General features: G+C 61.0%; 29 protein-coding genes. 11 read left to right on the top strand and 18 right to left on the bottom strand.

Features of this window, described 5'->3' with window-relative positions; all coding sequences use genetic code 11:
* Window positions 1-19: 19 nt before the first annotated feature.
* From ACQ4WP_RS23805 to ACQ4WP_RS23765, 9 genes are all read right to left on the bottom strand, one after another.
* Entirely contained in the window at window positions 20-1258 is a 1239-nt protein-coding gene (locus tag ACQ4WP_RS23805) for a TerD family protein (protein WP_436524960.1), read from the bottom strand.
* Entirely contained in the window at window positions 1255-2250 is a 996-nt protein-coding gene (locus tag ACQ4WP_RS23800; RefSeq protein WP_436524958.1) for an HpcH/HpaI aldolase/citrate lyase family protein, read from the bottom strand. Before ACQ4WP_RS23800 ends, ACQ4WP_RS23805 begins: the two co-directional genes overlap by 4 nt.
* Window positions 2243-3349, bottom strand: coding sequence for a cysteine protease StiP family protein (locus ACQ4WP_RS23795; protein ID WP_436524956.1), 1107 nt, complete (start codon window positions 3347-3349; stop codon window positions 2243-2245). The genes ACQ4WP_RS23800 and ACQ4WP_RS23795 overlap by 8 nt, the downstream gene beginning before the upstream one ends.
* A complete protein-coding gene (locus ACQ4WP_RS23790; RefSeq protein ID WP_436524954.1) occupies window positions 3346-4098 on the bottom strand; it encodes an HAD family hydrolase in 753 nt (250 codons plus the stop codon). Before ACQ4WP_RS23790 ends, ACQ4WP_RS23795 begins: the two co-directional genes overlap by 4 nt.
* The gene (locus ACQ4WP_RS23785; RefSeq protein WP_436524952.1) at window positions 4076-5233 is read right to left on the bottom strand and encodes a phosphoribosyltransferase domain-containing protein; all 1158 of its coding nucleotides are present in this window, start codon (window positions 5231-5233) and stop codon (window positions 4076-4078) included. Before ACQ4WP_RS23785 ends, ACQ4WP_RS23790 begins: the two co-directional genes overlap by 23 nt.
* Window positions 5230-6267, bottom strand: coding sequence for an ATP-grasp domain-containing protein (locus ACQ4WP_RS23780; protein ID WP_436524950.1), 1038 nt, complete (start codon window positions 6265-6267; stop codon window positions 5230-5232). Before ACQ4WP_RS23780 ends, ACQ4WP_RS23785 begins: the two co-directional genes overlap by 4 nt.
* A gap of 93 nt (window positions 6268-6360) precedes the next feature.
* The gene (locus ACQ4WP_RS23775; RefSeq protein WP_436524948.1) at window positions 6361-7077 is read right to left on the bottom strand and encodes a TIGR00266 family protein; all 717 of its coding nucleotides are present in this window, start codon (window positions 7075-7077) and stop codon (window positions 6361-6363) included.
* A gap of 64 nt (window positions 7078-7141) precedes the next feature.
* Window positions 7142-7717: a TerD family protein gene (locus tag ACQ4WP_RS23770; protein WP_128140103.1), complete on the bottom strand. Its 576-nt coding sequence runs from the start codon at window positions 7715-7717 to the stop codon at window positions 7142-7144.
* A gap of 139 nt (window positions 7718-7856) precedes the next feature.
* Entirely contained in the window at window positions 7857-8939 is a 1083-nt protein-coding gene (locus ACQ4WP_RS23765) for a DUF475 domain-containing protein (RefSeq protein ID WP_436524946.1), read from the bottom strand.
* Between the two features lie 246 nt (window positions 8940-9185).
* Between ACQ4WP_RS23765 and ACQ4WP_RS23760 the strand changes: the two genes are divergently transcribed.
* From ACQ4WP_RS23760 to ACQ4WP_RS23750, 3 genes are all read left to right on the top strand, one after another.
* The gene (locus tag ACQ4WP_RS23760; RefSeq protein ID WP_436524944.1) at window positions 9186-9611 is read left to right on the top strand and encodes a divergent PAP2 family protein; all 426 of its coding nucleotides are present in this window, start codon (window positions 9186-9188) and stop codon (window positions 9609-9611) included.
* Window positions 9612-9850: 239 nt separating this feature from the next.
* Complete coding sequence (locus tag ACQ4WP_RS23755) at window positions 9851-11026, top strand: efflux RND transporter periplasmic adaptor subunit (protein WP_436524942.1); 1176 nt, start codon at window positions 9851-9853, stop codon at window positions 11024-11026.
* A 3-nt stretch (window positions 11027-11029) separates the two neighbouring features.
* The gene (locus ACQ4WP_RS23750) at window positions 11030-14251 is read left to right on the top strand and encodes an efflux RND transporter permease subunit (RefSeq protein WP_436524940.1); all 3222 of its coding nucleotides are present in this window, start codon (window positions 11030-11032) and stop codon (window positions 14249-14251) included.
* A 99-nt stretch (window positions 14252-14350) separates the two neighbouring features.
* On the opposite strand, the gene ACQ4WP_RS23745 is transcribed toward ACQ4WP_RS23750, so the two are convergent.
* The 6 genes from ACQ4WP_RS23745 to ACQ4WP_RS23720 form a co-directional block, all read right to left on the bottom strand.
* A complete protein-coding gene (locus ACQ4WP_RS23745; protein ID WP_436524938.1) occupies window positions 14351-14617 on the bottom strand; it encodes a hypothetical protein in 267 nt (88 codons plus the stop codon).
* A gap of 240 nt (window positions 14618-14857) precedes the next feature.
* On the bottom strand, window positions 14858-15781 hold the full coding sequence (locus tag ACQ4WP_RS23740) for an SAM hydrolase/SAM-dependent halogenase family protein (RefSeq protein ID WP_436524936.1): 924 nt from the start codon (window positions 15779-15781) through the stop codon (window positions 14858-14860).
* 17 nt (window positions 15782-15798) lie between these two features.
* Entirely contained in the window at window positions 15799-18312 is a 2514-nt protein-coding gene (locus ACQ4WP_RS23735) for a TonB-dependent receptor plug domain-containing protein (RefSeq protein WP_436524934.1), read from the bottom strand.
* Between the two features lie 177 nt (window positions 18313-18489).
* Complete coding sequence (locus ACQ4WP_RS23730) at window positions 18490-18903, bottom strand: histidine phosphatase family protein (protein WP_436524932.1); 414 nt, start codon at window positions 18901-18903, stop codon at window positions 18490-18492.
* Between the two features lie 2 nt (window positions 18904-18905).
* Complete coding sequence (locus ACQ4WP_RS23725; RefSeq protein WP_436524930.1) at window positions 18906-19238, bottom strand: phosphoglycerate mutase family protein; 333 nt, start codon at window positions 19236-19238, stop codon at window positions 18906-18908.
* Between the two features lie 22 nt (window positions 19239-19260).
* On the bottom strand, window positions 19261-20661 hold the full coding sequence (locus tag ACQ4WP_RS23720; protein WP_436524929.1) for an L-cystine transporter: 1401 nt from the start codon (window positions 20659-20661) through the stop codon (window positions 19261-19263).
* A gap of 277 nt (window positions 20662-20938) precedes the next feature.
* Here ACQ4WP_RS23720 and ACQ4WP_RS23715 point away from each other — a divergent pair, with 277 nt between their 5' ends.
* Both ACQ4WP_RS23715 and ACQ4WP_RS23710 read left to right on the top strand, forming a co-directional pair.
* Window positions 20939-21316 (top strand): nuclear transport factor 2 family protein, encoded by a 378-nt coding sequence (locus ACQ4WP_RS23715; protein ID WP_436524927.1) that lies wholly within the window; start codon window positions 20939-20941, stop codon window positions 21314-21316.
* 10 nt (window positions 21317-21326) lie between these two features.
* A complete protein-coding gene (locus ACQ4WP_RS23710; protein WP_436524925.1) occupies window positions 21327-21716 on the top strand; it encodes a hypothetical protein in 390 nt (129 codons plus the stop codon).
* 3 nt (window positions 21717-21719) lie between these two features.
* On the opposite strand, the gene ACQ4WP_RS23705 is transcribed toward ACQ4WP_RS23710, so the two are convergent.
* Together ACQ4WP_RS23705 and ACQ4WP_RS23700 are read right to left on the bottom strand one after the other, a co-directional pair.
* On the bottom strand, window positions 21720-22322 hold the full coding sequence (locus ACQ4WP_RS23705) for an IMPACT family protein (protein WP_436524923.1): 603 nt from the start codon (window positions 22320-22322) through the stop codon (window positions 21720-21722).
* 66 nt (window positions 22323-22388) lie between these two features.
* Complete coding sequence (locus tag ACQ4WP_RS23700; RefSeq protein WP_436524921.1) at window positions 22389-22646, bottom strand: hypothetical protein; 258 nt, start codon at window positions 22644-22646, stop codon at window positions 22389-22391.
* Window positions 22647-22712: 66 nt separating this feature from the next.
* Between ACQ4WP_RS23700 and ACQ4WP_RS23695 the strand changes: the two genes are divergently transcribed.
* From ACQ4WP_RS23695 to ACQ4WP_RS23670, 6 genes are all read left to right on the top strand, one after another.
* On the top strand, window positions 22713-23498 hold the full coding sequence (locus ACQ4WP_RS23695) for a helix-turn-helix domain-containing protein (protein ID WP_436525027.1): 786 nt from the start codon (window positions 22713-22715) through the stop codon (window positions 23496-23498).
* A 276-nt stretch (window positions 23499-23774) separates the two neighbouring features.
* Complete coding sequence (locus ACQ4WP_RS23690; protein ID WP_436524919.1) at window positions 23775-24203, top strand: hypothetical protein; 429 nt, start codon at window positions 23775-23777, stop codon at window positions 24201-24203.
* A 43-nt stretch (window positions 24204-24246) separates the two neighbouring features.
* Entirely contained in the window at window positions 24247-25254 is a 1008-nt protein-coding gene (locus tag ACQ4WP_RS23685) for a GNAT family N-acetyltransferase (protein ID WP_436524917.1), read from the top strand.
* 138 nt (window positions 25255-25392) lie between these two features.
* Window positions 25393-25722 (top strand): hypothetical protein, encoded by a 330-nt coding sequence (locus ACQ4WP_RS23680; RefSeq protein ID WP_436524915.1) that lies wholly within the window; start codon window positions 25393-25395, stop codon window positions 25720-25722.
* Window positions 25682-26146: an ASCH domain-containing protein gene (locus ACQ4WP_RS23675; protein WP_436524913.1), complete on the top strand. Its 465-nt coding sequence runs from the start codon at window positions 25682-25684 to the stop codon at window positions 26144-26146. Before ACQ4WP_RS23680 ends, ACQ4WP_RS23675 begins: the two co-directional genes overlap by 41 nt.
* Window positions 26143-26673, top strand: coding sequence for an ATP-binding protein (locus ACQ4WP_RS23670; RefSeq protein WP_436524911.1), 531 nt, complete (start codon window positions 26143-26145; stop codon window positions 26671-26673). Before ACQ4WP_RS23675 ends, ACQ4WP_RS23670 begins: the two co-directional genes overlap by 4 nt.
* An 85-nt stretch (window positions 26674-26758) precedes the next feature.
* On the opposite strand, the gene ACQ4WP_RS23665 is transcribed toward ACQ4WP_RS23670, so the two are convergent.
* The coding region (locus ACQ4WP_RS23665; protein WP_436522667.1) for an integrase core domain-containing protein at window positions 26759-26837 on the bottom strand (79 nt) is incomplete at its 5' end.

Here is a 26837-nt window from a genome sequence, read left to right as displayed (position 1 = left end):
CGCTAGTGGAGACGTACACTCAGTCTTTCCGTCCGGCTTTCCAGTTCAGTCCGAAATTGTAGCGCTCGTCCATGGCCTGGTGCGCCGTGATTTTACCTTGGCCGCCGAAGTATTCCACCAATTTTGTCACCTGCAGGTTGCCGTCGTGGTTTTCCAGCATGGCGATGGCGCACATGGCGTGCTGGCTGTCGCTGTCGAGGCGCACTTCCACGGTCGGCTGGCCGGGAATCTCGATCGTCACCATGCCATCCGTCGCGGCCCAGTTCGGCACGCCTTCGTAGATGAAAGCGTAGACGAGCACGCGCTTGATCTGGTCGAAATGGGTGCCGTTGATGAAGATGTTTTCACCGCTGCTGATGCTGCCCGTGCGGTCGTCGCCTTCCAGGTGGATGTACGGCGGACGGTCGTATGCGCCCCAGCTGTTGCCCAGCGCTTGCACGGCGCTCTTGCTGCCATTGCTCATTTCGAACAGGCAGCCGATATCGAGGTCGATGCCGCCCGCGCGGCCGGCCGGCTTGTTGAACAGCTTGCCGAGGAAGCCCGTGTCCAGCTTCGAAGCGGGCGCCTGGCCTTGCGACGCGTTCTGGTTCCAGTTCAGGTTGACGCGGATGCGGCCATAGCCGCCGCTGTCGCGCTTGTCGAGCGAAATCTTGTCGCCGCGTTTTTCCAGGCGGATTTTCGACAGCGAGATTTTATTCGCCGGCGGTGGTGCTGGCGCTGCTGGCGTGGACACGGGAGCAGGGGACGAAGAAGCCGCCTCGCTGCCGCCAAAGTGCTTCAGCAGCGCCGCCAGGCCGCCCGCAAAGCCCTGGCCCACGGCGCCGAAGCGCCAGCTGCCGTCGCGGCGATACAGTTCGCCGATGATGACGGCTTTCTCGTCCTGGAAGTCATTGCCCGTGAAGGCAAACGTGGCCGCCTGGCCCAGCGCCATGCTGGAGTTGCCCAGCGCGCGCATGCTGCCCTGTTCCGTCGCTGCCGTGAACACCAGCTTGTCGATCGAGGCGGGCAGGCGGGCCAGATCCACCTGGAAGGTGGAACGGGGGCCGTTCAAGTCCACCGTGATGGCGTTGTCCGGGGCGCTTTTCTGGTTGAAGAACACCATGTAGCGGTCGTCCGACAGCTTGCCGGCCGCATCGACGCCGAAGCAGCTGACGTCCACTTCCATCGAACCCGAAACGATATCGAGCGTGACGGCAAACGGGCCATTCAAGCCCAGGTCAGCCAGTTTGCCTTTTTGTCCGCGTGTGAAATTGGTCATGGTCGTGCAGTCCCTTCGTCGCTGGAGAGTTGAGTATTCAAGGAGTGATGCAAATGGGGGGCGGCGGCTGCCGTGCTGTCGGCCGCATGGCGGATGCCGAACAGGCGCGCCTGTTCGATGATGCGCTGCGCCCAGCTTGAGTGGGTCGCCACTTCGCACATCGATTCCTGCATGCGGAACACGGCCGGGCTGTCCGGGTCGATGATGCGCAGCGCCAGCTCGATGTCCGACTGCGCCACCTGGTAGTGGCGCTCGATCTGCGGCACCTGGTCCGGGTGGATGGCCGTCTTGGCGATCATGCCGTGCGCCATATCCTGTGCCACTTCGGCGTCCAGCCAGCTGCCCTGCGACAGGTGCTCGAAGACGGGCGCCGTCAGCTGGAAGCCGTGCGGCTTGAAGATGGTGACCAGGCGGCCGATGACCTGCCCCAGCGGCGTCTGGTAAATGGTGCCGCTGGTGGGGCGGCGCAGTCCCAGCAGGGCCAATAAATCGTTGCCGCCGATGCGCAGGGCCAGGACGCGGCGCCGCACTTCAGGCGCCGACAGCATGAGGCGGAACTGCTTCATCTCTTCGTCGTCGAACACTTCCGCCGTCTCCAGGGTCGGCATCAGCAGATGGTGCGTGTGGCGCACCAGCTCGAAATACGCGGCGAAGTTGTGGCGCGTGGACTTGGGCAGCACGAAGCCGCTCAATTTCTCGGCGCCAGGCATGGCCAGCACGCGCGCCAGTACGTCGAGATTGCGCACGCGCACGAAGCGCAAGGTATCCGACTCGTCGCACATGTTTTGCAGCGCCAGCGACAGGTTGAACAGCGCGTAACTGAGATCGCGTTCCGCGATGGCGTCTTCGGTGCAAAGAATGACCGAGCGCAAATGGCTGAATTTGTCGCCATTGGCGATCGCCAGCAAGTCCTTGTGCGTGGCCGGCACATACATTGAGGCGCCCAGCGCCGCCTTGTGTTCACTTTGTGGGTGTAGGGAGTTGTTATCCATCGACTGCGCTCCTGATAAGGGCGACCGCCTGGTAGGGCAGCGCCGGTTCTACTGTGACGGGTATGGCTTTTTCCTGCGCCAGAAGCAGCAAATGTGCCACGTCCGGCGCATTCGTGTCGCGCACGATCAGGCGCTCGGGCACGCGGCGCAGCAGCACGCGCGTCGCTTCGCCGATGCCTGGCTTGATCAGGTTGATGTCGCTGATGCCGTATTCCTGCTGCGCAGCGGCCATGTAGGCTTGCGAGCGGGCCGCCATGGCTGGCGCATCGCTCGCTTCGGCCAGCGGGATACCGCTGCTGGCGGCAATGGCCATGGCGTCGGCCACCAGGCCGTCGGCGAAATCGCGCGACTGGTCGTGCTGCTCGAACTGCGCGTAGTACACGCAGCCGTGGAAGTCGTCGGCGCCGATGCTGTCATTGAGCACGGAGCGGCTGACCAGGCCCGAGACGGTGGCATTCAAAATGCTCGACGGGATCAGGTAGTCGCCCGACGACGCGGCGCAGGCGGCCGTGCCGGCCAGGTCGGACAGCACGAACAGGCCGCCGTCAATCGCCGTGCCCTGCGCGGCATTGAAATCATTGACTGTCTGGCGCAGCTCGCGCGAAATCACGCCCTTGCCCGTCCAGCCATCGACGAAGACGATGGAGGCGTCGCCGTGGCCCTGCGCCAGGATGTGTTTGAGGGCATTCGCATCGATGCCGCGGTCGCGGATGATGGAGATGGAATAATGACTGCACTCGCGCTGGAACACCTGGCGCAGCAAATGACCGAGGATGACACCGACGGGCGTGCCGGCACGCGCCAGCGAGACCAGCGTGATGGCACCCGTGCGGCGTGCCGCGATCAGGGCCGCGAGGCGCAGGCAGTCGCGCGCCATCTGCAGGCGGTTGGCGGCAAACGCGCTCTGGAACAGCGCCAGGTAGGCGGGCGAGGGCAGGGATTCCGGCGACAGCATTTCGCTGTAGTGGCGCTGGCCTGACTGGATCAAACGCTCCTTTTCGGCCAGGTCGAGGATCGGTTCGAGCGCCATCGGCGTGAGCAGAAATTCCACGTCCTCCTGGCGGTAGCTGCCGCTGAAATGCTGCGTGCCTTCGGTCATAGCGCCGCCACCGTGAGTGCCGCCAGCTGGGTGCCGTTGGGGATGATGGCGTAGTCGCAGGCGGCCATGAATCGGGCGTCCGAACGGCTGTCGCCCATGCCGAAGCTGACAATGGGGCCATGCTCGGCTTCCAGTTCCGCGCGCAGGTAGGCCACGGCGCGCGCCTTGTTCAAGGCCTTCGGCAGCACGGCCAGGTTGTTGCCGTTGCGGTGGATGAAGTAGTCGGCACCTTCTGTTGCGATCCACTGCTGCAGCACCTGTTCTTCGATGTCGGCCAGGCGTTCGCCGCGCGCTTCATGGTCCTTGACGACGATGTAGAACGGCGTGTTGTAATCCTCGATCAGGCGCGCGCGCGAGGGCATGCCCGCCTTGATCTGAAAATCGTCGATGATGCGCATGGCGTCCTGCAGGCCGGGCAGCGCCGTCTGCATGTCGTTTTGCATCAGCGCCAGCCAGCCGGCATCGAGTGCGCCGCCAGGCTGCAGCACGATGCCGCCGTAATCGAGCACGCTGTAGCTGGTAAACGGCAGGTCGACCCGGCGGAATGCGTCGCCATTCCTCGCCGTGGCGGGAATCAGGGTCATGCCGCTTTGCGCAAACTCAAAGAAGGCGCGCTGGCGCGCCGTCGTAAACGAGCAGGCGTCGCCATTTTTCAGGTACGCGGCTGCTTGCAGGTCGGTCTCGCCCGGGCATTTTTTCGGGGTCTGGAACAGTGTGTCGTCCAGATCAACAAACAGGAATTTCTTCAATTTTGGTCTCTGACTGAAAGTGGAACAGGCGGCCATTCAATTGGCCGGCGAGTTGCATGAGGGCCGGACTGGCCGGGGTTTCATGGCAGATGAAAACGTGCTGGTACTGGCCAGGCGCCACGTTGTACAGGTAATTGGCGATGCCTTCGCCGTAATTGTCGTCGCAGCAGACGATATGGCTGACGGAGCCCCACGACAAAATCGGCGAGCGCGTGGTCGATTGCACCACCACGTTCTTGCCCAGCGCTTCGAGTTCGCGCGCCAGCAAAAACGAGGGGTGCATGAATTCGCCCGTGCCTAGCACCAGCACGGAGTCGCCGGCGCCGATTTCCTGCGCCAGCTGCACCGCCAGGCCTTGCGGCGGGCTCAAGGCGCGTTTCAGGCCGATGCGTCCGAAGGCGGGGCTGGCGCCCCGTTCCGCATTCGCTTCGAAGCGCTGTGCGCTGGCCGCCACGGGCGCCGGCGCATCGCCGGCCTGGAATGCGTAGTGGCCGGAGAGTGCTGCGCCTATGCTGGTGGGCAGGCCGAAACGTTGGCTCAAGTCCGCGTTGGCGGCCTGGCCCATGAAATTGGTGATCACGCCCAGGTGCAGCTTTTCCAGCTGCGGATAGCGCGCGCGGCACACTTGTACCAGGTTGGCGAAGGTGTTGCCGGTGGACGCTTCATCGTCGATCAGCACCAGGCTGCGGGCCGTGGAAAACAGGGCGCTGGCAGAGTCGGACAAATGCAAAAACTGGCGCGGCGCATGGCTGTGCGATTCCTCGAATTCGAAGAAGGGCACCGTGCCCACGCGGTAGCGCGAGCTGTGCAGAAACAGCGCCTTGCCATTGGGATTGGCGCGCAGCCAGGCTTCGAACACGCCCTGGCCCAGGCCGACGGCCGTTTCCGCCATGGCGATGAAGACCACGGCGCCGGGCAGGCTGGGAGGAATTTGCGCGGCCAGGTCGTCGTGGATGGCTTGCATGGCGCGCGGCGTGACGGGCCAGTGCTTGCCCAGCACCTTGGACAGGAACAGGAAGCCGCGCTTGGCGTTGGCGCGCGCGGCAAAGCCGATCAGCCAGTCCAGCGGAAAGCGCGCCTCGTCCACCTTCAGGGTCAGTTCGCCCGTGGGCATCTGCTGCTTGACGATATTCATGGCAGCTCCACGGCGTACGCGGCTTCGCCCACGCGCATGCCTGCACGGATGGCGGGCACGGTGAGCTTGTCGTAGCCCTGGTCGAAGCCGGCCAGCGCCAGGTAGGGCAGGTTGGGGCCGGCCGCACACGCCATGCCGATGCCGCCCGACATGCGCGGGTTAATCTCCAGCAAGGCCAGGCCGTTGGCGCCCTCGCGGAACTGGATGTTGAACACGCCATTCAGGCGGTAGTCGCGCGCCAGTTTTTCACAGGCTGCCAGCAAATCTGCGCGCAGTTCGATCAGCTGGCCGCTGCCGCCCACGTGCAGCTTCTTGCGCGGCACGGCGCAAATGAGCTTGCCCTGGTCGGCGACGCAGTCGGCGCTGTATTCGTGGCCATCGAGGTATTCCATCAACAGCAGGGTCTTGAATGTTTCCATCTGCGCCAGGCCGCTGCGCAACTCTTGCGCATTGATCTGGTAGGCGGCGCCGGCCAGCAGCAGCTGGGCGCTGGTGCGCTCTTCATCGAGCACGGCAAAGCCCAGGCCATACACGGATTCGGCAGGCTTGATGCACAGCTTGCGATGCAGCGGGTGCAGCTCGGCGTAGGCGGCGTCGTATTCCGCGATGGTCGTGACGGCACGGTAGTCGGCCGGGCGCGCCATGGGCAGATCGAGGCCGTCGCAGAAGCGCGCCTTGTCATGCATCAAAGCCAGGGTGTCTTCACTGGCCACGCTGAGCACGCGCGTGCCGAGGGCGGCGAAGCGCGCGCTGGCGCTGCCGATCAGGCCCGCTTCCTTGCCGGGCCAGAAAATCGTGATGTTACGGTCGCGGCAAAATTCCAGGCACCACTCGACATAATTGAGGCCCGTCAATCCAGACGGTTCGACCGCATATTCGTGGGCCGACAAAAAGGCCGCCGCATGCGCGTTCGTATTGCTGCACACGATGTGATAGCGGGGCTGGCCGCCCGTGGCGGCCATATCGGCCTCGCGGATCAGGCGCATGGCCGTGCCGACCGAGGAAAATGTTTTGTTGAACCAGACTCTTTGCATGTACGGGGACCGGGTGGAAATAAGGGAAGCCGCGCGCAGGTGCGCGCGCGGGGATTCTAAGCAACCAGACTTAACCTGGCCTTAGATAGGGGGTCAGCCGGCCTTGCCGCTGGCCGTCCATTTCAGGAAGGCGTCGCGGTTGCGCGAGCAGATGAAGACTTTGCCCGAACCGGAAAAGCGCAGCACGATACCTTCGCCGCTGGTCACGCTGTTGACGATATTGCCGAGGAAACCGCCGATGCCGCCGCCGCTGGCGCCGCCGCCCGTGGTCACGGAAATCTCGTATTTCAGGCTATTGTCCCAGCAGACCACGTGGGAATTGTCGATCACGACATCCTTGCCCGGCTCGACGTCGAGCTGGAACATGGAGCCGAAGCCCGATACCACCACTTGCCCCGTGCCAGCGGTCTCCATGACGAAGAAGCCGCCCGACTGGGCGAGCAGCGCGTTGCCGATGCTTTGTGTGCGCACTTTCATTTCCGTGCCCGAGGTGGCGGCGACAAAGGCGCCGTCGTTGAGCAGGTACTGGCGCGCGCCCACGTCGACCACTTCGATGGCGCCCGGCAGGGTGGGCGAGAGCAGGCAGTCGCCGCTGCCGCGCACCGCTTCGATATGCTGCTGGAAGAACGATTCGCCATTCGCGAAGCGGCGCATGATGGCGCTGCCCAGGCCGCCCGTCATCTTGCCTTTCAAGTCCAGCGCCGTCTCCATCATCACCATCGCATCGGATTCGCAATAGATGGTTTCGCCCTGTTTCATGCTGACGTGGAGGAAAGGATCGACGTCGCCCGTGACACTAAATACTGGCATGATAAATCTCCAAAAAAAAGCCGCCTGAGGATATTCAGGCGGCTGCGTTTAGCGCATGAAAAAATCAGGCGTTGACGCCGAACGAGCGTGCGAGGGGGCCCAGGCCGCCGTTGAAGCCCTGGCCGATAGCCTTGAACTTCCATTCGCCGTTGTAGCGGTAGATTTCGCCAAAGATCATCGCCGTTTCCGTCGAGCTGTCTTCGGACAGGTCGTAGCGGGCGATTTCTTTTTCGCCTTCCGCGTTCAGGCAGCGGATGAAGGCTTTCGAGACCATGCCGAAGTTCTGGCGGCGCGCGTCGGCGTCGTGAATGGTGACGGTGACGCTGATGCGGTCGATGTCGGCCGGCACGCGCGACAGATCGATTTCGATGCGTTCATCGTCGCCGTCGCCTTCGCCCGTAGTGTTGTCGCCCGTGTGGACGACGGAACCGTCGGTCGACTTCAGGTTGTTGTAGAAGATAAAGTCAGAGTCGCCACGGACTTTACCGTCGCTTTTCAGGAGGAAAGCGCTGCCGTCAAGGTCGAAGGTGGCGCCGTCCGTGGAACGAGGATCCCAGCCGAGGCCGACGATGATCTTCTTCAGGTTCGGTGCTTCCTTGCTCAGGTTGACGTTGCCGCCTTTTTGCAAACTGATTGCCATGTGGTGCTCCTTTAGTAATTTAGCTCAAATAACGGGCCGGTGGCGTGTTTTGCCTGGCTGGCCCGTTGTCATGCCTTCATGGGATGAGCGCAAGGCGCTCGTGCCATTACTCTCTCAATTGGGGGCGGAACCCCCGATATCAAGCTTGTGCCGCGTGCCGCTTGCGATAACGCAAGGACGACCACAGCGAAACCAGGATAAAGGCCACGCCCGACAGGCCCGTGAACCACTCCGGAATATGGTACTTGACGGACGCCAGCATGATCAAGGCGAGGATGCCGATCGCATAATGGGCGCCGTGCTCCAGGTAGACGAATTCGTCCAGCGTGCCCTTGTGCACCAGGAAGACCGTCATCGAGCGCACGAACATGGCGCCGATGGCCAGGCCCAGCATGATGATGACGACGTCGTTGGTGATGGCAAAGGCGCCGATCACGCCGTCAAAGCTGAACGAGGCGTCCAGCACTTCCAGGTACAGGAAGCCGCCGATGCTGCCGCGCGCCACCGTTTTCACCAGGTCGCCATTGCCGTTTTTCGCTGGCGCGGTGCCTTCTTCTGCGTCATCCTGCAAGTCCGGTTCGCCTTCTTCCAGCAAGCCGCTGATCCAGTTTACGCCGATGTAGACGGCAATGCCGACGACGCCCGAGGCGAGCACGCTGTATTTTTCATCCACAGGCCCCATCGCCACGCAGGCGGCGACGGCGCCCATGGTGATCAGCACGGCCAGGCTTTCAGTGCCCAGCGCGTTGACTTTTTCCTCGGCCCAACCCAGCCAATGCAATTCCTTCTCGTCGTCAAACAGGAAGTTCAGGAACACCAGCAGCAAAAAGGCGCCGCCGAAGGCTGCCACTTGCGCATGGTTGTCCGTCAGGTGCTTGGCATACACGTCCGGCGTGGTGGTGGCCATGGTCCATACATCGACCAGGCCCAGGCCCGTGGCGACGGAAACGATGACCAGCGGAAACAGCAACCGCATGCCGAAGACGGCCACGAGGATACCCACCGTCAAGAACAGTTTTTGCCAGAATTCATTCCAGTGACGCAAGACCGAGGCATTCACCACGGCATTGTCGAACGATAGCGACACTTCCATGATGCCCAGCACGCCTGTGATCCACAGCGCCTGGATCATGCCTGACATGCCGCCATGGCTGTAACCCCACCAGCCTGACACTGCCATCAGGATAAAAGTGACTAAAAAGGAAATTCTGAAATGCCGCATGAGGACCCCGTTGCAAGTATGAAAGACGTTTGATTATCCGCGCCGCTGTGCGCGCCGCACTCAGTGTTGATATACGTCCATTGTTGTATGTGCCATGATTTTATATTAGTTGCCGCCGAGGGCGGCGTTTTATAGTCTGACGACAGACAGTTCTGCTGGCGCGGGTGATCTGCGATAATTGCGGCGCGCCCATCTGGCGGTCGCAGTTTCTTGCACACTTTACAGACATATAAGAAGGAATACTCCGTGGATATCGCTTACCTCGTCACGCCCCTGATCACCTGGATCCTGGTCGGACCGATCAAATTCCTGATCAACAGTGTCCGCACGCGGCAATGGGCATTCGGGCTGGTCGGCAATGGCGGCTTTCCCAGCAACCACAGCGCCGTCGTTTCCAGCATGGCAACCCTGATCGCCCTGCGCGAAGGCATAGGCCATCCCGCCTTCGGCGTGGCCGTTACCCTGGCGTTCATCGTCATCATCGATGCCAACAGCCTGCGCCAGCACGTGGGCAAGCAGGCGGCGGCCATCAACCGCCTGGCCGGGGAAGCGGCCAGCGCTGCGCACAAGACCTTGCGCGAGCGCATGGGCCATACCCTGGTGGAAATCACCGGCGGCCTGTGCACGGGCGTGGCCATCGGTTTCCTGATCAACTACGTCTTTGCCCGCTAAGCGTCCTTCCCCCTGAAACGCAAAACCCCGCCCAAGGCGGGGTTTTGCGTTTCAGGGCGTAAAAACTACGTTTCATCCATTGATTAAAGCATTACAGGAAACCGCCGATTGACATGCCCGGACGCGCTCATGGATACTTTGGCGCTTGTGGTTTTAATAAAAATAAATGCCTGCCATCGCCTGCAGCCCTATCCGGGCCGGCGGGACGGTCGCGGCGCTATCTATCCGGAGAATTACCCATGTTGCGCAAAACCCTGTTTGTTCTGGCAATCGCTTCTGCCCTGACCGCTTGCGGCAAAGAGTCCAAAGATCCTGGCAAAGGCGCTGGCAAGGGCGCCAAGGAACAGGCGGGCGCCGCCGTCAATTTGCTGGTCTCCCCGGAAGACCTGCTGACCATACAAAGCAATGCGCTGGCGTCGGGGCCCGTCATCACCGGTTCCGTGCAGCCGGAGCGCAATGCGGACTTGCGCGCCGAAGTGTCGGCTGTGGTGATCCAGGTCATGAAGGAAAACGGCGAAGCCGTCAAGCGGGGCGACGTGCTGGTGCGCCTGGATGAAACGTCCATCCGCGACAGCCTCAATTCGGCCGAGGAAGCCAGCCGTGCCGCCAGCCAGGTGCTGGAGCAGTCCGAACGCATGTTCCAGCGCATGAAAACCCTGCGCGCCTCGGGCATGACGTCGACGCAGGCGCTGGAAGACGCGGAAATCCGCCGCAACAATGCGCAAAGCGATTTGTCCGCTGCGAAGAGCCGCGCCGCCCAGGCCCGCCAGCAGCTGCAGCGCACCCTTGTTCGCGCGCCGTTCGACGGCATCGTGAGCGAGCGCAAGGTATCGAATGGCGATACGGCGCAAATCGGCAAGGAATTGATCAAGGTTATCGATCCAACCAGCATGCGCCTCGAAGGCCTGGTGTCGGCCGACAAGATCGGCGTCGTCAAGGTGGGTCAGCCCGTGTTGTTCCGCATCAATGGTTATCCAGGCCAGGATTTCGCGGGCAAGGTGCGCCGCGTCGATCCTGCCGCCAATGCCGTCACGCGCCAGGTGGCCGTGCTGGTCGATTTTAATGACAAGGAACAACCGCGCGTGGCCGGCCTGTATGCGGAAGGGCGCATCGAGACGGACAGCATCAGCGCGCTGATGATACCCGACTCGGCCCTGGTGAAGGCGGGCGACGTCACATACACGTGGAAAGTCAAGGACAAGGCCTTGCATAAAGTCAACTTGCGCATCGGCGCGCGCGATGTGCGCACGGGCCAGTGGGAAGTGCAAAGCGGCCTGGCCAGCGGCGACACCGTGTTGCGCACGCCGGGCTCGACCTTCAAGGATGGGCAGAAAGTGGAATTGACGGCTGGCAAGGCCGTGCCAGCGGCCGCCATGGCCAGCAGCAGCACCGCCGTTGCCGGTAAAGGAAACTAAGCCATGTTCCTTTCCGATTTCAGTATCAAGCGGCCTACCGCCACCATCGTCCTGATCCTGGCAATGATGTGCGTCGGCTTGCTGGCGCTCAAGAAACTGCGCGTCAACCAGAACCCGGACGTCGAAGTGCCCTTCATCGTCGTCAGCATTCCTTACCCTGGCGCATCGCCCGATACGGTCGAGCGCGAAGTGGTGAACCGCCTGGAAAAATCCTTGCAAAGCATTTCCGGCGTGACCGAGGTCAATAGCGACTCGAATGAAGGTTCGGCCAGCATCTTCCTGAAGTTTTCCTTCAATACCAATCTGATCGAGGCTTCCGACAATATCCGCAATGCGATTGCCGCCGTGCGCTACAAGTTGCCGACGGAAATGCGCGAGCCCATCCTGCAGCGCATCGACCCGGCTGCCGAACCGATCATGCAGCTGGCGCTGTCGTCGAATACGCAAAGCCATGCGGAAATTTCGCGCCTGGCCGAAGACGTGCTGTCGGACCGTTTCCGCACCGTCGATGGCGTGGCGCTGGTCAACGTGGGCGGTTCGCTGAAGCGCGAATTGTCCGTGCTGCTGCGGGCGGAGAAGTTGCGTGAATACAATGTGTCCGTCAGCGACGTCGTCACCGCCTTGCGCAACCAGAACACGAATGCGCCCGTGGGCAAGGTGCGCGGCACCCTCGACGAGAAAAGCATCCGCCTGGTGGGCCGCATCGAGTCGCCGGCCGATTTCGAGAAAGTGGTGATCAAGCGCCGCGGCGAGGAAATCGTGCGCCTGGCGCAAGTGGCCACCATCGAGGATGGCTTTGCCGAAGTCAACAGCCTGAGCATGCGCAGCGGCAAGCCCAACGTGGGCATGTCGATTACCCGCGTGCGCGACGCCTCCACCGTCAGCGTGGCCAACAAGATCCGCGACATGGTGGCGGAAATCAACAAGACCTTGCCGAAAGGCACGATCCTGCAAGTGACACGCGACGGCGGCGAAAACGCCCAGCATAGCCTGAACAATGTGATCGAATCGCTGGTGCTGGGCGCCGTACTGACGATTTTCGTCGTGTATGCGTTCCTGAACTCCTGGCGTTCGACCCTGATCACGGCGCTGAGCCTGCCGACGTCCGTGATTGCCGCCTTCATTGCCGTGTGGCTGTGCGGCTTTACCCTGAACTTCATGACCCTGCTGGGCCTGTCGCTGGCCATCGGCGTGCTGATCGATGATGCCATCGTGGTGCGTGAAAACATCGTGCGCCACATGCAGATGGGCAAGGACCGCCGCACGGCCGCGCTGGAAGGCACGGCCGAGATCGGCATGGCCGTGGCCGCCACGACCTTCTCCATCATCGCCGTCTTCATTCCCGTGGCCTTCATGCCTGGTATCTCCGGCGAATGGTTCCGTCCGTTCGCCTTGACGGTGACGTGCTCGGTGCTGGTCAGCCTGGGCATTTCGTTTACGCTCGACCCCATGCTGTCGGCCTACTGGGGCGACCCGGTCGAGGAACATGCGGCGCCGAAAAAAGGCATCGGCCGCGTGCTGGAGAAATTCAACCACTGGTTCGACCATCAGGCCGACCGCTATGGCCGCGTGATCGCCTGGGCCTTGCATCACCGCCGCTGGATGGCCGTGATCGCCTTCGGCAGCCTGGTGGGCGCCATCGTCCTGCACGCTACACATGGCGGCACGAGTTTCCTGCCGGCATCCGATTCGGGCAATCTGATGATCAATGTGCGCACGCCATCGTCGAGCAGCATCGAATATTCGCGTTTGAAACTGGAAGCGGCGGCCGTGCTGGCGCGCACCTTGCCTGAAACCAAGGATACCAACAGCTCCATCAATGCCGGTGGCGGAAGAGTCTATGTCGACATCGGCAAGCGCAACACCCGCAAGCGTTCGGCCAAGGAAATCGCCGTCGAGCTGCGCGAGAAGATGTCGCGCCTGGTGGGCGCCGAATACGTGGTGCAGGATGACTTGAGCAATGGTTCGCAAAAGCCCATCCAGGTGGAATTCACGGGTCCCGATTCGCGTAAACTCATGGAAATTACCAACGCCTACATGGACAAGCTGCGCGCAATTCCTGGCGCCGTCGACGTGGGCCTGTCCGAGCAGGACCCGAAAAACGAGCTGCAGATCGAGCTCAACCGTGGCCTGGCCAACTCGATGGGCATTTCCGTCAATGATGCGGCGCAATCGTTGCGCGTGGCGTTTGCCGGCGTGGAAGTGGGCGACTGGGTCGATCCGACGGGCGAAACGCGCGACGTTGCCGTGCGCCTGCATCCCGATGACCGCGTGGCCTCGGAAAACATCGAGCGCCTGCCGATCAGCGTGACGGGTACCTCGCAAATGGTGCCGCTGGACCAGATCGCCACCATTACCATGGGCAAGGGCCCGTCCGGCATCGAGCACAAGAATGGCAAGCGCACGATCACCGTGTCTGCCAATGCGCAAGGCCGCTCGAACGGCGAAGTGACGAGCGACGCCATGAAGCTGGCCAACTCCATCGATTTCCCGCCCGGCTACGGCCTGGCGCTCGGTGGCGCCGGCCAGGACCAGCAAGAGCTGTTCACGGAAATGCTGATTGCGCTGGTGATGGGTATCGGCTTGATGTATTTGATCCTGGTCATGCAGTTTGGTTCATTTACCGCGCCGGTGGCCGTGATGATGTCCTTGCCGCTGAGTCTGATCGGCGTGGTGGTGGCGCTGGTGATCACCAACAATACCCTCAACCTGATGAGCTTTATCGGCATCATCATGCTGATGGGCCTGGTCGCCAAGAACGCCATCTTGCTGCTGGACGCGGCGCGCAAGCGCGAAGAAGAGGGCCATGGCCGCGAAGACGCGCTGATGTATGCGGGCCGCATGCGTCTGCGCCCCATCCTGATGACGACGTTTGCGCTGATCGCCGGCATGTTCCCCGTGGCGCTGGGCTTGGGCGAGGGCGGCGAGTTCTACCGTCCATTGGCGATCGCCATCATCGGCGGCACCATCACCTCGACGATCCTGACCCTGCTGGTCGTACCGACCTTCTATGACAGCATCGAAATCGCCCGCGATGGCGCCGTGGCCAAGTTCCACCGCCGCGCCGCGCGCATGCCCGTAGCCGTGGCCATGATCCTGACCCTGCTTGAATGCGTGCTGACCCTGCTGCTGGTGCGCTTCGTCTACCGCATGCTGAAAAAGGCCGTGCTGTTCCTGATGGGACGCCGCACGCCGAAGGCAACGTCGGTCAGCCTGCAAAAGTAGTACCGGGCCAAGGCGTGGCTTGCGCTGCGCTGTGGTATTTCAAGAGCCTTCTGCGGAAGGCTCTTTTTTTTTCTGTCCAGCTGGCCAGGGCGCGGCGCACTAACTGTTGCGCGGTGGCGAGGTGGTCCCCGTACCTGTTCCGGGTGTCGTACCGTTGTGGGGCGTGGTCGGTGGCGGCGTGGTGGTGCCATCGGGATTGGTGGTGTCCGGTGTCATGCCAGGTGTGGTGCCTGGCGTTGCCGGCGCGGTGGTGGCGGGCGTGGCGGTGGTGCTGGTGTCGCTGTGTTTGTTGCAGCCGCCCAGCAGCGCACAGACGATGGCGCTACCGAGGACGAGCTTGCTGGTGGTCAGGAGTGGAGCCGTCATGATTGTTCCTTTTCAGTGGAAGACTGTCGTGAAAACGCATGCCTCGCCAGATTGCGCATCTGGAACAAGGCTGGCATCGCTTGCAAGGTTTAGAGTGGGTGGGCCGGTACAGGTTCACCGGACTTGCACAGGCCTGGTGCTGGCTGGGGCGAGCAGAGCGCTGGGTTTGAGGTAGCGCAAACCAGCAAGGGATATGGCCAGTTGGGCCAGGACAGGATGCCCTGGCCGCGGGTGGAGGGTTTATTTGGCGGCAGGGGCCTTGCTCACTTCCACTTCCCAATCCACGCCCGAGGCGACGTGGTGTTGGGCGGCAAAGTCACCCTGGCTGATAGCCACAGCCACGTCGAGCAGGCTGTTCAGGTAGACCAGGGGCTTGCCCTTGGCGACGCCGCCAAAGGTGTGCTCGAATGGCGCCGTGACCTTGGCCACTTGCTTGCCCTTGTGTAAGATGCGCACTTGCAGCGGGTCGTGCAGTTTCACCTGCAATTCGTCGAGCAGGGATTTCGGGATATTCGTCCACACATTGCCATACTTGACGTCGAGCACGGGCACGATGCCGCGGATGGTATTGCCATCGCGCACAGGTTTTTGATACGCAATCTTGACCACGGATTCGCTCGGCAATTGCGGGCCCACCTGTTCATAGCTGATGGCGCCCGAGGCCAGGCGCGCACCGACATACGCGTACACGTCGCGGCCATGGAAGGTATACGACTCGCCTGATCCGGCCAGGCGGTTGACCTTTTCATCGATTTCGCGCAGTTCGGCCACGCCGTCGCGCTCGGCGATCAGGGTGAACAGGCCGTTGTCCGGGCCCACGAAGTAGCGTCCACCCTTGGTTTTCAGCACCACCGACTTGCGGTTGGTCCCCACGCCCGGATCGATGACGGAAACAAACACCGTGCCTTGCGGCCAGTAATTGGCCGTCTGGTACAGGCGGTAGGCGCCCAGCCAGATGTCGTAGTCGGGAATCTGGTGCGTCAGATCCGAGATGGTGAGCTTGGGGTCGACGCCATAGGCCACGCCATGCATGGCGGACACGGCGCCATCGGCCGTGCCGAAGTCCGTCATCAGCACCAGCGGTGCGGCAGCCTGGGCGCTGGACAGCAGGAGGGCGCTCAGGCAGGCGCCGGCGACGAGGTGAGAGATGCGTTTGATGATCATATGCTCTTTCCGTGACGTTAAAACGTGTAGTTCAGCTTGGCGTAGAAATACGCGCCATTGACGCCGATGGGGTTGATGAAATTGTAGGGCAGGGCGCCACCATACGTGGCGTTATTTGTCTGGCGCACGCGCTGCGGGTAACGGTCGAGGATATTGTTGCCACCCACGCTCAGGGTCAGCTGCTTGCTCAGTTTTAATTGGCCTTCCAGGTCCAGCGACCAGACGGCGCCGAAGCGCTGCGCGGGGATGCCGTCGATCAGCGGCGCATCGCTGTCATACGAAAAATCTTTCAACTCGCCGAAGCGCGTGGCGCGCGCCTGCATGCCCCAGCCGGCCGCTTGCCAGTCGGCACCGAGGATCAATTTGCTGGTGGGTGACGCATGTTTGATGCGGAACAAACTCGTCTCTGTCAGCAAGGTCAGACTGGGATCGATATTGGTCAGCGCAGCGGAACTCTGGCGCACCTTGTCGAGACTGGACTTGTTCAGGTTCAGTGCCGCGTTCAGGTTCAGCTTGCCTGACGTGAAGGCCAGGTCATGATTCAGCACCACGTCCAGGCCTTTCGTACGCGTGTCGAGCAGGTTGGCCAGGTAGGCCACGGACTGGATGTCGCTGCGGCCATTGGCGGCCAGGTAGGCGGTGACGGCGTCGCTTTGCAAGTCGCTCGAGCGCGTGATGCGGTCGCGGATGCGGATTACGTAGGCGTCCACCGTCACGCTGGTGGCGGCCGCCGGTTTCCAGGCCAGGCCCAGGGACAGGTTGGTCGACTTTTCCGCTTTCAGCTGTTGCGCGCCGAAGCTGCGCGCCAGCGGGACGCTGGCCGGCAGCAGGGCCGCCGTTTGCAGGGCCGTGCCATCGGCGTTGAAGTTCAGGCTGGCGAAGCGGAAACCCGTCTGCACGAGGGCCGGCGCGCGGAAGCTGTTCGACAGCGAACCGCGCACGAGGAAATGCTCCGTCACTTTATAGCGCGTGGACAACTTGCCCGTGCTGGCGCTGCCGAAGTCGCTGTAGTCGGAATAGCGGGCGGCGGCGCCCACCAGCAGGCGCGGCGTGAGGTCGTTTTCCACGTCCGCATACACGGAGCGGATTTGCCGGCTGCCGTCATAGGCGTCCGATGGACGCAGGCCCGGCCCCGCCTGCGCGCCCGGTGGAGCGTCGGTGAAACTGCCGGCCGCATACGAAGCGGGGTCGCCGGCCGAGCTGGTGTAGGTTTCGCGCATCCATTCGGCGCCCACCGCCAGGCTCAAAGGTGCGGGCAGACCGATGTCGATGCTGCGCGTGGCATCGATGTTCAAGGCGTTCTGGCGGAAGTCGAAGCCGGCCAGCTTGAAACGCGTGGGGCTGGCCGCACCCAGCGAGGCGTTGACGGAGTGGCTTACGCCGTAGTCAAAGCGGTCGCTGCCGTGGCGCGCGCTGGCGTCCCAGTTCCACTCGCCTGCGCTGCCGCGCACGCCGGCCACGATGCTGAGGTCGCGCTTGTCGCCGTTGGTGACGGGGCGGTAGCCGTTCGGATACAGGGCCGTCACGTTCGACGGGTCGCCCGGATAGCGGAAGTAGGCGCTGCCGTCGGACTTGCGCTCGTTCAAGGTGGCAAACGAGTACAGGTCCAGGCCGTTGGCCAGGGTGAGCTGGGTGTTGTAGAACAGGTAGTTGTTGCGCTGGCGCGAGTCGCCCGACTTGAACAGCACCTTGCCATCGAGCGCCTGGTCGGCTGGCGTGAAGTTGTAGGAAGTCCAGCCCGCGTCGCTGGGGCCGGCCCGTTCCGTGGGCGAGCGGCGCCGCGTTTCCGCGCCGAAGCGGAAGTAGCCAGCCTCGCCCAGTGGCACGCCATAGTCGGCGTTGACGATGACGGTCTGGCCATCCGTCAAGGTTTGATCGGTGGGCTCGAAATGCGTGTGGTTGGCGCCATAGCTGACGGAAGCGGAGCCGCCCGTGCGGGCTTTTTTCAGCACAATGTTGATCACGCCCGCCACGGCGTCGCTGCCGTACTGGGCGCCCGCGCCGTCGCGCAGGATTTCGATGTGGTCGATGGCGTTCGGCGGAATGGCGTTGATGTCGACCGGCACGGTGCCGGCGAAGCTGCTTTCCGTGTCGAGCACGGCGCTCGTGTGGCGGCGCTTGCCGTTGATCAGCACCAGCACCTGGTCGGGCGCCAATCCCCGCAACTGGATGCCGCGCACGGAGTCCGACGCGCCGCTCGATTCGATGCGGGGGAAGTTGATCGAGGGTGACAGGTTTTGCAGGGCCGCGCCCACGTCGCCCGTCGACAGCGCATTGCTCACTTCGCGTGCGCCGAAGCGGTCGATGGGCACGCTGCTGTCGAAGACGGTGCGGTTGCGTGCGCGCGAGCCGACGACGGTGACCTGGTCGATGCTGGCGCCGGCCGTTTCAGCGCTGATGCCTGTGCTGGCGGTGGCTTGCGCATCTTGTGCCCAGGCGGACGGTGCGCCCAGCATGGCGCAGGCCAGGACGATGGCGCGCAGCGGCGTGGCGGGCGTGGCAGATACTGGATAGAAGTGGTGCGGATGCACGGCGTTGTCCTTTGGGCTCAATGAGTGTTAGTACGGAAAAAGTTGCCATGAGCTTAAGGGAGGCGGCGGTGTGCGCTAACGTTTCTTTCTGGATATGCTTATGCTGTTGTTTTTTTGTCGCCAGGAGCGCCGCAGGGAAGGCGTGCTGTCGATAGCGTCCACGCATGCCCCGAAGTCTCAGGATTTCGGCGCGGCCGGCATGTCGGGCTGGGCCGTGACGGGTGTGCCGGCCGCTTCCAGTGGCGCGACGAAGTTGCACAGGTCCAGCTGCAGCTTGCCGTGCCCGCCCAGGGCGGGGTTGAAGGCGTACAAGGTGACGCCGCAGTTGGGCACGTCGGCCGCCTTGTCGATGGCCAGGATGGCGTGCTCGTCGCAGCGTTCCAGCAGATAGCGCAAGCAATTGACGATGACCTTGTGGCCGACGATCAGCACCCGTTCGCCCCGGTATTCGCGGGTGATGGTGTCGAGCACGCTGCGCAGGCGCAGGATGACGTCGCACCAGCTTTCGCCGCCGGGTGGACGGAAGTAAAACTTGCCGACATGCTGGCGCTGCTCGTACAGTTCCGGGTACTTGTTGGCGATGCCGTGCACGGTCAGGCGGTCGAGGAGCGCAGGCGTTCGTCGGCCACCACGGAGGCGAGGCTGTCCGCGGCAAGCCGCGCCAGCATGGCTTGCGCCGTCTGCTGCACCCGCACGTAGGGCGAGTACAGCACGACGGTCGGTTGTTGTTCAGAGGGAAGGGTGGCGAACCAGTCGCCCAGGGTTTGCGCCTGGCGCGCGCCAAGCTCGGAGAGGGGGACATCGACATCGCGCTCGGCGATGGCGATCAATAACTGTTTTTCCGCTTCGGTGGCATCGCGCGCCACATTGCCGGCCCTTTGGCCGTGACGCACGATCCAGATGGGTTGCGGCCATTTCTGTTCCATCGGCGCGCAGCTGCGAGCAGCCTTAAGCGGCGTGTTCCGCCTCGTCCAGGTCGGGCGCGTCGTCGCTGTTGTAGACGGCCAGGTCGGTCTGTCCCATGACGCGGCTGGTGACGGTGCCGGCCGTGATCGAGCCGCTCACGTTCAGGGCCGTGCGGCCCATGTCGATCAGCGGTTCGACGGAGATCAGCAAGCCGGCCAGGGCGACGGGCAAGTCCATTGCCGACAGCACGATCAGGGCGGCAAACGTGGCGCCGCCGCCCACGCCGGCCACGCCGACGGAACCGATGGTGATGATGGCGAGCAAGGGCAGCAGGAAGCTGATGGTGAACGGGTCGACGCCGACGGTGGGGGCGATCATCACGGCCAGCATGGCCGGATAGATGCCGGCGCAGCCGTTCTGGCCGATGGTCGAACCGAACGAGGCGGCGAAGTTGGCGATGCCTTCCGGCGTGCCCAGGCGCTGGGTTTGCGTCTGCACGCTCATCGGGATCGAACCGGCGCTGGTGCGCGAGGTGAACGCGAAGGCCAGCACGGGGAAGACTTTTTTCACGAAGCGCAGCGGGTTCAGTCCCACGCCGGCGATAATGGCCAGGTGCACCAGGAACATCAATATCAGCGCGCTGTACGAGGCGACGACGAAGTTGATCAGTTTCAAGATGTCCGTGTAGCTCGACGAGGCCACCACCTCAAACATCAGCGCAAACACGCCATACGGCGTCAGGCGCAGCACCAGCGTGACCATGCGCATGACGATGGCGTGCGCCACTTTCATGAAGTGCTCGAAGGAAGTAAAGATTTCCGGTTTTTTCGCGGCGATGCCCGTGGCCGAGATGCCGATGAAGATGGAGAACACCACCACGGCGATGGTCGACGTCTTGCGCGCGCCCGTCATGTCGAGGAAGGGGTTGGTCGGCACGAAGCTGACCAGCAGTTTGGGCAGCGACAGGGCCTTCGCCGTTTCCAGCGAACCTTGCAGCTGCACGCCGCGCGCCACTTCGGCGGCGCTCGAGGTCAGGCCGACAGCCGTCAGGCCGAACAGCTTGGCCATCAAAATGCCCAGCGCGGCGGCGATCGTGGTGGTAATCAGGAGGGTGCCGATGGTCAGCGCGCTGATCTTGCCCAGGGAACTCGCGTCCTTGAGTTTCAGGATGGCGGAAATGATGGAGACCATGATCAGCGGTATGATGATCATTTGCAGCAGTTTTACATAGCCGCTGCCGACGATGTCGATGTATTCATTGGTGCCCGCGATGATGGGCGACCCGGCGCCATACAGCGTTTGCGCAGCCGCACCCAGCAGCACGCCCAGGCCCAGGCCCGTGAAGACGCGCACGGTAAACGTGGAGTGGTTGCGTTGCTGGCGGAACATGAAGGCGAAGACGATCAACGCAACGAGCAGATTCAGAATGATGTTAATTGCCATGAAGGGGCCTTATCTTGGTTTTATTCGAGACTGCAGAGAGCATGAGAACTTTACTACAAGTAATTGCTGCCCCAGCCCGGGGCGAAAGGGCAAGCACTGTACAGTACTATGGGGGCGTTTTGCGCAATACCGCTGCGAATATTACGCTATATAAATATGCTTCACAGGCATAAGCGCAGGTATAGGTCTGCCGGATGATTGTGAAAAGGAAGATTTCATGCCAGCATTGCACGTTTGTTCGTTTGCTAATCTGGCGCAGTATTTTTTAAGGAAAAAGATGAATGCTTTAACGGAAGCTCAAGTACTCGATGCGGAAGAGCGCTTGCGCCTGGCCATGATGGCCTCCGACGTGGCTGTGCTGAATGTGTTGCTGGCCGATGACTTGTTGTTTACGAATCACCTGGGGCACTTGCTGAGCAAGCATGCGGACTTGGCAGCGCATGAGCAGCGCCTGCTGACCATCACGGACTTGCGCGCCTCCGAGCGCCATGTGCGCATCAACGGCAACGTGGCCGTGGTCTCCGTGCGCATGCAGCTGACGGGCAGTTATCACGACGTGGAAACGCATGGCGACTTCCGTTTTACGCGCGTCTGGACGCAGGATGCGGCCGGCGCGCTGCAAGTGATCGCCGCCCATTCCGGCGTCGTGGCATAGGGGTGATGTAGTGGATCATCGTTCCAAAGGGCAACTGTTTGAAGCTGTCATCGCCGCCGGCCCCACCACTCTGGCCATCACGGCCGGCTATCCCGTGCTGCTGTACAAGCTGGTGCGCACCTGGGCCGACGCACCCGGCGCCAATGCCCTGGCCGCGCTATTGCTGACGGGCGGCCTGTGGGCCTTGCTGGAATTCTGGCGCATCGCGCTGGCGACGGTGGCGCGCAAGGCGTATGCATTCAACTGGCGCTTCTGGCTGGCCATCGCCGGTTTTCTCGCCTGCTTCGTGCGCTTCGTGCCGGACATGCCAGCCGGACTGATGCTGGTATTGATGGTGCTGCCGGCGCTGGCGTGGATACATTTCATCTTGTTGCAGATCAAGCGGCCAGCCAATCTCTAGGATTTACTCCACGCTGTCTACCGTTTTCAGCCAAGCAATGCGGCCATTGCCTGCCTCATCCAGATGGGCCAGCAGGGCGGTGGCCGCCGTTTCAGGCAGGCTGAAGTCGAACAGCACGGCGTCGCCGTGTGTCACGTTCAGCAGGGTGGCACCGGCGCCATCGAGTTCGCGGCGCAGCATGCCTTCCATCGCATACGGCACCGTGCAGCGCAGGGTACGCTGGCGCACGATGGCCGTCTTTTCCGCCTGCAACAACGCTTGCGCCACGCTGTCCGTGTAGGCGCGCACCAGGCCGCCCGCGCCCAGCTTGATCCCGCCAAAGTAGCGCACCACGGTCGCCAGCACGCCTTCCAGGTCCTGGTGGCGCAGCACGTCGAGCATGGGCCGCCCGGCCGTGCCGCTCGGTTCGCCATCATCGACGGCCGCCGACTGCCCACCCGCCAGCAGCGCCCAGCACACATGGCAGGCACCCGGATGCTGCGCCTTCAAGTCATTGACCACCTGCTGCGCACTGGCGCGGTCCGTCATCGGCTGCACGCAGCCGATGAAACGGCTTTTCTTGATGATCAGTTCGCTGTGGACGGGGGTGGCAATGGTAAACGGCATGGCGGATGCGAAGGCGGGCAAAGCAGCATGATAGAGGAAATGCGCGCCGGGGAGGAGTCAACCCGCTCACGCGGCGCAGACGGACACCAGTTTGCGCAGTGCCGCGTCTCGCACCTGCAGGATGTCGAACAGTCCCAGCGCGTGCAGGGCGGGCAAGGCGTCGAGGATGTCGCGCTCGGCGATGGCCTTTTCGGCGATGCTGCTCGTGTCGTCCAGCCATAGCCGGGCATTGGCCAGGAAAGCCCCCACCGTGCCCTTGCGCACGGTGACGCCATTGAACTGGCCCTGGTTTTGTTGATCGGGTAATACGTCTTCTGCACGCATGGTGAACTCCTGAAGGATGGAAAGACTTCACTGTATGATGGCGGAATTGTCTTGCCTGCCTTGTTTATGTCATTCGATACGTCAAATCCGCCAATCTTGCCATCGTTGCCGCCGCCGTTGCGCGCCATGCATATTTCCCAGCCGCAGGAACGCGTGACGGCGGCGCACCGCCATGCCAGCGGCCAGCTGTTCGGCGCCATGCGGGGCTTGCTTTCCGTTGCTGCCGACAGCGGGCAGTGGGTGGTGCCGGCCAGCCACTGCGTGTGGATGCCGCCCCATAACGTGCATGCGCTGCGTTCGCATGGCCCGTTTGCGGGCTGGAGCGTGTATGTGGACGAGGCCAGTTGCCCTGGCTTGCCCGTCGCGCCTTGCGTGATGCGCGTCTCGGGCTTGCTGCGCGAGGCGGTGGGCCGCGCCAGCGGCTGGGACGATGGCGTGTTCGATGCGCTAGACGTGCGGCAGGCCCGGGTGGCGGGCGTGATCCTCGACGAGATCGCCGCGTCGCCGCACGAATCCTTCGGCTTGCCCTTGCCCACGGACCCGCGCCTGCTGCGCGTGGCGCGCGCCGTGCTCGATGACCTGGCCGACGAGCGGGGCGTGGAAGCGCTGGCTGCCTGGGCCGGCGTGTCGCCGCGCACCCTGGCGCGCCGTTTCACGATGGAGACGGGCTTTACGCCCTCCGCCTGGCGCCAGCGCGCCCGCATCCTGCGCGCCCTGGAACTGCTGGCCGCCGGCCAGCCCGTCACGACTATTGCGCTGGACCTGGGCTACGACAACGTCAGCGCCTTCATCGCCATGTTCAAGCGGGTGATGGGCGTGACGCCGGGCAGGTATGGGGAAGGGCTGGCATAGTTGGCGCGCAAAACAAAAAAGCCAACCGCGAACGGTTGGCTTCTCTGACGTATTTGGTAGGCCGTGCGGGTGATGAACGAATAGATTTTGTATCGCAATCGGTAGCCCTAGCGATCCTGCCTTGGGATGGGTTAAATGATGGAATCGGCAGGCGGACTTTTATCTCTGATTAACTTTTGCCGAAATAATATTTGTGCAAGCGTCGTTTTTGGAGGTTGCCTGAGATACACTACTGATATTAAATATCCTCTCAGTCGCTGCCACCTGAACTTGCCTATGGAACCGAACGAACGTTGGAACTATCTGGTAGCTTTGGATGACGAGCTGCTCAAAGGTGGGGTTATCTTGCCGGAATGGTGCTCATTTATTATCCAGCAGGCCGATATTGCTTTCGTAAACGGCGCTCATCTGGCCTCGATCCTTACTACCGTCTCGGCAATAGAGACTTATTTACGTGCCGAGCACTCGGTAAGCGGGAAGGAGCGTCTTGTAGATTTGATAGATCGCCTCCCCGGGACATCAAGACTTAGAAACGATTTGCATTCGTTGAGAAAGTATAGAAATTCTTGGGTGCACGTAGACGATCCTTGGAATGATCAAAACATTATAGAAAACACAGAAGTTTATGAGGCTGAATTGGAGAGGGTGGCGATGAATTCAGCCAAGTTGTTACGCGAAGTTATCTACAGCGTGCCGTGGATATAATCGATAACTATTAAGAGGCAGAGTAACTACTGAGAGATAAATCTTGAATCAACGCTTGCGTTTCTTGCTTGATACTAATATTTTGATACCACTTCAGGATTCGATGGTGGTGCTTGAGCCTAGTCTCGCCAACTTTGCCCGTTTGGCGAATGCAGGTGGGCATCAGCTTCTTTATCATCCTGCCTCCGAAATCGATATCAAGCGCGACAAAGATAAAGAAAGACGAGATCGAACGCTTGCACGGTTAGCTCAGTACGCCCGGCTTGATGGTGTTCCATCAAGCCCTTGCAATACGAACGAGACCTCAGCCAACGATGCCTGCGATAACGACATTCTTTATTCACTTGAATGCTCTGCTGTTCACGCGCTAGTTACTGAGGACCGTGAGATTCACAATAAAGCACGGCAAGCAGGGCTGGGTAGTCGGGTCTATAATATTCAAACTGCCGAGGACTGGCTTCGACGGCTCCACGAGCCCTTGGAGGTTCAACTCCCCAATATTGATGATGTTCACCTGTATGAACTCACTAATCATCTAGACTCTGCGCTTTTTGATAGTCTTCGGGAGAGTTACGATAGGCCTTCCCGGAGTTTTAACACGTGGTTTCGTGAAAAAGCGCAGATGGGAAGGAAGGCGTGGGTCGCACGAACTGATGATGGGCAACTTGAGGCAATCTGTATTTACGCGATTCAAACGGATGAGGTCATTAATGACTCTCATACGCAACTGAATGGATCGTCGCTTAAGCTCTGTACATTCAAGGTCGGCGAGAAAATTCGGGGAAGAAAGATTGGCGAGTTGTTCCTTAAGGCGGCTTTTCGCTTTGCGACAGAAAATCGATGTGAGAATATATTTGTTCATACTAGTCCTGGACAAATCTATTTACTAGCGTTGCTTGAGGACTTTGGATTTCAGAAGAGTGGGATGTATGGCGCAGATATAATGCTAGTTAAGGAGCATCCAGTTGAGCCGCCGGAGTCCGCACTGCCGACGCTCGATTATGCACGTCTGTATTTCCCCCACTTTCGTCGCGATGAATCTGTGCAGTAGTTTTTAATCCCTATTCAGCCGCAGTTCCATCAGATACTTTTCCCTGATCTAGCGAGGCAGGCCCAACTATTTTCCTCCGGTTCGACAGCTGGAAATGCTATCAAGCAGGCATACCTATGCAAAGCACCCACGAACCAAGTGAAGCCCGGTGATGTGGTGATCTTTTACCGGACTGTCGACGAAATGGCAGCAACATCAATTGGCGTTGTCGAATGCTATGAGGTTCATAATGATGCGGCAAAGATCATGCAGGTCGTGCGGCGTAGAACGGTCTACAGTCAAAAAGATATCGAACTAATGGCGCATACCCCCACCAAAGTTATTCTTTTCCGTTTGGTCGGTCACTTCCCCGAGCCAGTGGCGCTTAGCTCGTTAATAAGCGAGGGCATTGTCTCTGGTCCTCCTCAGTCTATTACAAAAATCTCAGATGATTCCTTCTCAAAATTGTTCTCAATCTCCAACTGGTAGTTCAATACTCATTTCGATTAAACCTCGATATGCTGATCTTATTCTTGCGGGAAGCAAGCGCGTGGAGTTGCGCCGTGCCGCACCGACTCAGGCTATCAAAGCGATGGCGATCTATTCGTCTTCGCCTATTCAGGCCATTGTTGCATTGGTCGAAATCGTTGAGGTGATCGAAGCAAGTGCATCTCGTCTATGGGAAATAGCTAGAGATAACGGCGGCGGTCTTACTCGCAGTGAATTAAGAGACTATTACAGTGGCAAGAAAACAGGTTTCGCATTTATGCTGGGAAAGGTTCGTCAATTTGATAACCCCATTAAGCCCCGCATTATTTTTTCTAAATTCACTCCGCCACAATCATTCCGATACTTGACGCCTGATGAATTAAAGAAGTTAGAGAAATTGCTAATCAAAAGAAAGAAGTCATGACGGTAATATTTCTTGCAGGAGTCCACGGAGTTGGGAAGGGGCACCTAGGTGCGCTGGTGTCTACTGGGCTTGGTATGCGACATCTGACCGCTAGCCAACTTATTCGAGAGGAGAAGGGGCGCGAGTCATGGGGAAAGGATAAAGTCGTCACAGATGTTGATGATAATCAGCGGGCACTAATTCAAGCTGTCGAACGGTTGCGTGATTCTGGGCAGGCTTTATTGCTGGATGGGCACTTTGTCCTTCGCGCGCCTAATGGCGACTTCATACGCTTGCAGGCGGGAGTCTTCTCCGCCTTGAAATTGTCTGGGGTTGTTTTGCTATGTGAGGACGCTGACAGAATCGCGGCGCGCCTCCTGCAGCGCGACGGTGTCCACACGACGCCAGATTCTATTCGGGCGCTTGCAGCGGAAGAAGAAGCGCATGCTCGCAAGGTTTGTGGTGCATTAAACATACCTCTTGCCGTATTTGCGTCGCCTACGGAAATTAGCCTGACTGACGCAATTCGAAGGCTTGTTAGCAAGTGACAAATCGATGCTTGCGAGAGGCGAGGGCGTGACCAGAGAGCGACCAGTGTCCAGTCCTAAAATAGGTTGACAGTATTTATTGCTGTTAGAACGCCCGATGCACCGCATCGGGCGTTTTGTATTGCAGGGCCATATGCGGCCGTTCCTGGTTGTATATCCGCACC

It is taken from the genome of Janthinobacterium lyxosi (assembly GCF_051380665.1).
Taxonomy (GTDB): domain Bacteria; phylum Pseudomonadota; class Gammaproteobacteria; order Burkholderiales; family Burkholderiaceae_D; genus Janthinobacterium.
The sequence above is the reverse complement of the archived record's forward strand: the minus strand, read 5'-3'. Positions and strand labels throughout refer to the sequence as shown.